The sequence below is a fragment of the Synechococcus sp. R55.7 genome, assembly GCF_047461955.1.
Taxonomy (GTDB): Bacteria; Cyanobacteriota; Cyanobacteriia; order Thermostichales; family Thermostichaceae; genus Thermostichus.
Window position 1 is genome coordinate 1 of the sequence record NZ_JANSIC010000206.1, and the last position, 4,747, is coordinate 4,747.

5 protein-coding genes are annotated in these 4,747 nt (G+C 60.8%); all 5 read left to right on the plus strand.

Annotation, left to right across the window (positions count from 1 at the left end; genetic code table 11):
- The first annotated feature begins 94 nt into the window (after window positions 1–94).
- Window positions 95–337 carry a NifU family protein gene (locus NW820_RS10270; protein ID WP_011432622.1) on the plus strand — a complete coding sequence of 81 codons (243 nt, stop codon included), beginning with the start codon at window positions 95–97 and terminating at the stop codon, window positions 335–337.
- Between the two features lie 132 nt (window positions 338–469).
- Window positions 470–1,567, plus strand: coding sequence for an RIP metalloprotease RseP (gene rseP, locus NW820_RS10275; RefSeq protein ID WP_414344642.1), 1,098 nt, complete (start codon window positions 470–472; stop codon window positions 1,565–1,567).
- A 6-nt stretch (window positions 1,568–1,573) separates the two neighbouring features.
- Complete coding sequence (nth, locus tag NW820_RS10280) at window positions 1,574–2,278, plus strand: endonuclease III (protein WP_414407429.1); 705 nt, start codon at window positions 1,574–1,576, stop codon at window positions 2,276–2,278.
- A 110-nt stretch (window positions 2,279–2,388) separates the two neighbouring features.
- Entirely contained in the window at window positions 2,389–3,372 is a 984-nt protein-coding gene (rapZ, locus tag NW820_RS10285) for an RNase adapter RapZ (protein WP_414407430.1), read from the plus strand.
- Window positions 3,365–4,729 carry a gluconeogenesis factor YvcK family protein gene (locus NW820_RS10290; protein ID WP_414373544.1) on the plus strand — a complete coding sequence of 455 codons (1,365 nt, stop codon included), beginning with the start codon at window positions 3,365–3,367 and terminating at the stop codon, window positions 4,727–4,729. Before rapZ ends, NW820_RS10290 begins: the two co-directional genes overlap by 8 nt.
- Window positions 4,730–4,747 lie beyond the last annotated feature (18 nt).

Below are 4,747 nucleotides of genomic sequence, written 5' to 3' on the forward strand. Positions count from 1 at the left end.
CGATCGCTTCTTTCCTGAACCATGTTCAGGAGAGTTCAGCGTGAATGTATCAGAAACCGCTACAATCCAAATCTCAACGAGGCTAAAAGCAACCATGGCACAAGCACTGGAACTCAATACCGAGAACGTCGAGAAAGTCCTGAACGAGCTGCGTCCTTACTTGATGGCCGATGGGGGCAATGTGGAATTGGTGGAAATCGATGGCCCGGTGGTCAAGCTGCGCTTGCAGGGGGCCTGTGGAGCCTGCCCCAGCTCGACCATGACTCTAAAGATGGGCATTGAGCGCAAGTTGCGGGAAAGCATCCCCGATATTTTGGAGGTGGAGCAGGTATTCTGAGGGGCCCTGTAGGTTTTTGTGAGATTCCTTTAGGGTTCTTTATCATGTGTTGGATTATGTGCCTTGATAAATAGCCTCGGGTGGCTCTCTGCTCCCCACTTCTTTCTTCTGTGCCTTCTTCAGAGCTAGCGCATGTCTGTTCTCCTCTCCATCGCCATTCTCGCCCTGCTGATCCTGGTGCATGAGGCAGGGCACTTTGCGGCAGCCAAACTCCAAGGGATCCACGTCAACCGCTTCTCGCTGGGGTTTGGCCCGGTGTTGTGGCGATACCAGGGCAAGGAGACAGAGTACGCCATTCGCGCCCTGCCGCTGGGGGGCTACGTGGGCTTTCCTGACGAGGATGAACATTCTCCCTACCCGCCCGACGACCCGGATCTGCTGAAAAACCGCCCCGTGCTGGATCGCCTGGTGGTGATGAGTGCGGGGGTGATGGCCAACCTGCTCTTCGCCTATCTGGTGCTGGTGTTGATGTTCGCCTCGGTGGGGATCCCCTCGGTAACGCGCCTCCATCCCGGCATTCTCATCCCTCAGGTGATGCCCGATAGCCCGGCGGAGCGGGCCGGCCTGAAGGCAGGGGATGTGGTGTTGCAGGCAGCCGATCGCGATTACAGGGGGATTGCCGACGAGACGGCGGCCTTGGCAGCTCTGAACGATTTTCAGGTGCTGATCCGCAGCAGCGAGAACCGGCCCATTCCCCTGGAGGTGCAGCGTGGGGAAGGGGATCCCCTGCAATTGACGGTGATCCCAGAGGTGCGGGGAGAGACGGTGGCCATTGGAGTGACCTTGGCCCCCCACCAGGAGGTGACCTTGCGTCCCCCTCAGAGTGTGGCTGAGATCCTCACGGAGGCGGGAAATGCCTACCAGCGGGTGGTGATGCTCAATCTGAACGGCCTGCAGCAGTTGGTTCAGAATTTCCAAAGCACGGCTGCTCAGGTCTCCGGCCCGGTGGGGATCGTCAAGATTGGGGCGGATCTGGCCCGCGATGACGCCGCCAGCCTGTTTAATTTCACCGCTTTGATTAGCATTAACCTGGCCTTTCTCAACCTGTTGCCCCTGCCCGCCTTGGACGGGGGACACATTGCCTTTTTGATCCTGGAGGCGATTCGCGGCAAACGGCTGCCCAAGCATCTGGAGGAGCGGGTGATGCAGACGGGCTTGGTGTTGTTACTGGGATTGGGGGTGGTGCTGATCTTCAAAGACACCCTCGCCATTGTCACCGGGTCAGGCTAGGGGAAGATGGCCAGCAAACGGGCCCTGCGCCAGCGAGCTTTGGAGATCCTGCTTCGGCTGAAGCGCCACTACCCCAACTCCACCTGTGCCCTCCACTACCAGACGCCGCTGCAGCTCTTGGTGGCAACCATCCTCTCCGCTCAGTGTACGGATGAGCGGGTGAATCAGGTAACGCCGGAGCTGTTTCGTCGCTTCCCGGATGCCCAGGCCCTGGCGACAGCGCCGCGAGAGGAGATCGAGGCTCTCATCCATTCCACCGGCTTCTATCGCAACAAGGCCAAACACATTCAGGAAGCCTGCCGCAGGATCTTAAGCCATTTCGGTGGCCAAGTGCCCCGCACCATGCCGGAGCTGCTCACCCTACCCGGCGTAGCCCGCAAGACGGCCAATGTGGTGTTGGCTCATGCTTTTGGCATCCATGCCGGGGTTACCGTCGATACCCATGTCAAGCGCCTCAGCCGCCGCCTCGGCCTCACTGAGCACGAGGATCCCGTGCGCATCGAAAAGGATCTGATGCAGTTGTTGCCGCAGGCGGATTGGGAGAACTGGTCTATCCGTCTGATCGACCACGGGCGGGCCATCTGCACTGCCCGCAGGCCTCTGTGCCAGCAATGTTTTTTGGCGGATCTCTGCCCCAGCGCTCCTCTTCTGGGATCGGCTGCACCGGCCGAGAAAACGGATAAAAAAGCTACAAAAGCCTCGCCGGCCTGAGAGGATGGTTTCTGGGCGCCCTGTATGGCTGAGCCGGCAGGGATCCCTCCCTTGCAGCACTTGTTTTGGCCGCCCCTCGCCCTAGAATAAGCTCCATGCAGGATAAACCCATGTCAGTCGCGACCCCCGTTTTGGTCATTGCCGGCCTGACGGGATCCGGGAAAACCTTGGCCATCCAGCAGTTGGAACAACTGGGGTACACCGGCCTAGAAGGGATCCCGCCTGCCCAGGTGATCCCCTTGGTTGAGGCGATGCGGACCCATCACGCTGCTTTGGCCATCAGCTTGAATCTCCACGCCCAGGAGTACCGGGATCAAGTTCCCACCCTGGCTGCTTGGGTGCAATCGCAAGGGATCCCTTTCCTATTCTTGGAGGCCCGCTCCCCAGTGTTGCTCAACCGTCTCAGCGCCCACCGCCGTCCCCATCCCTACGGGGAAGCTGCCGGTTTGTGGGAGGCCATTGAGCAAGAGCGGCTGGCTCTGGCCCCGGTGCGGGAACGCTGCACCCACTGGTTGGATACCTCCGACCTCAATGCCCAGCAACTGCGGCAGCAATTGCAAGCTTTGGTGCAAGGGATCCCCCAGCCCCTCAACCTAAGGCTGGTCAGCTTCGGTTTCAAGTACGGCGTTCCCCCCGATGCCAACTTGCTATTTGATGTGCGTTTTTTGCCCAACCCCTTCTTTCAGCCCCATCTGCGTCGCCTCACTGGGCAGGATCCCCTGCTGCAGGAGTTCTTGTTTGCGGATCCCATCACACAATCCACCTACCAGCACATCTTGTCCCTGATCAAAGCGTTTTGGCCCCACTACCGCGCAGAGCGTCGCCCCCACCTGACTTTGGCTATCGGCTGTACCGGCGGTCAGCACCGCTCGGTGGCCCTGGTGGAGCGCCTGGCCCAGGATTTGCAGCCTTGGACTGTCCCTGCCGGCAACCACGTTCTTCCCGACCTGAATGTTCAGGTTCAGCATCGCCATCTGCTCGACTCTCAGCGGGAGCTGGAAGCCCGCTTTGGCCCGGCGCCCGGCGAAGCCGGCGTTGCCCAGCAACAGGTTAGGATCCCTTTGGCCGGCGTTCCTGCACCTTCCCATGCCTAAGCCTGTGCCCAGCAACAAGTCCGCCGCTTGGGGCATTCGCCGCCGCAAGGCTGCTTGGCCGGGAAGTGGCTGGAAATGGCTCTTTCCCGGTTTAGCCGTCAAACGCTGGCTGAGCCTGGCGGTTGGGGGCGTGCTGCTGATGGTGCTGGGCATTGCCATCTGGACGGAGTTGACCCCCATCTTTCGCCTGAAGCGGCTGATCGACATCACCCTGCGCCTGATCACCACTTGGATCCCGAACAACATCAGTGGCCCCCTGGTGACCGGGATCGGGCTGGTGATGGTGGTGCTGGGGTTTCGCAGCGCCATGCGCTCCATCGAGGATGTGCTGATCCCCGAGGGAGATGAAGCGCTGGTGGATAAGCTGTTGTCGCGGCGGCGTCTCAGCCGTGGTCCCCGCATTGTGGTACTGGGGGGCGGCACCGGCCTCTCCAACCTGCTGCGGGGTCTGAAGCGCTACAGCTCCAACATCACAGCCATTGTCACGGTGGCCGATGACGGGGGATCCTCAGGGCGTCTGCGGCGGGAGATCGGCGTTTTGCCCCCCGGCGATATCCGCAACTGCCTCACTGCTCTGGCCAACGAAGAAAAGCTGCTCACCGAGCTGTTTCAATATCGCTTCCAGTCGGGGGAAGGGTTGAGCGGCCACAGCTTCGGCAATTTGTTCATCACTGCCCTCACCGCGGTAACCGGCGGCGACTTGATTCGGGCCATCACTGCCACCTCACAAGTCTTGGCCATTCAGGGGCGGGTGCTGCCGGCCACCCTGGCGGATGTTACCCTCTGGGCGGAGCTGAGCGATGGCCGCCGCGTGGTGGGAGAGTCCAACATTGCCAAAGCCGGAGGACGCATTTGCCGAATCGGCTGCGACCCTCCCAGCCCTCCGGCCTTGCCAGAGGTCATCGAGGCTATTGAGGCGGCAGAGTTTGTGGTGCTGGGGCCGGGTAGCCTCTACACCAGCATCATTCCCAACCTGTTGGTGCCGGAAATTGTGGAAGCTCTGGCCAAAAATATGGCCCCCCACATCTACGTCTGCAACATCATGACCGAGCCGGGGGAAACCGACGGCTATACCGTTGGGGATCACGTCATGGCTTTGGATCGGGTGGCAGGAGTGCGCCTATTTGACGGCGTGCTGGTGCAGCGGGAGCCACCCTCCCCGCGCGCTTTGGAGCATTACCGCCGCAGCGGTTCTGAGTTTGTGGTGCTGGATCCCGACAAACTGGCTTACCTGGGCTGCCGTGCCGTTTTGGCTAACGTCATGCAAGAGGATCCAGAGACCGGCTTGGTGCGCCACAACCCCGAACGCTTGGCTGCAATGCTGATGCGCTGGTTCGACAGACATCGCCCCCTCTAGCTTTGCCCAGGATGTCCT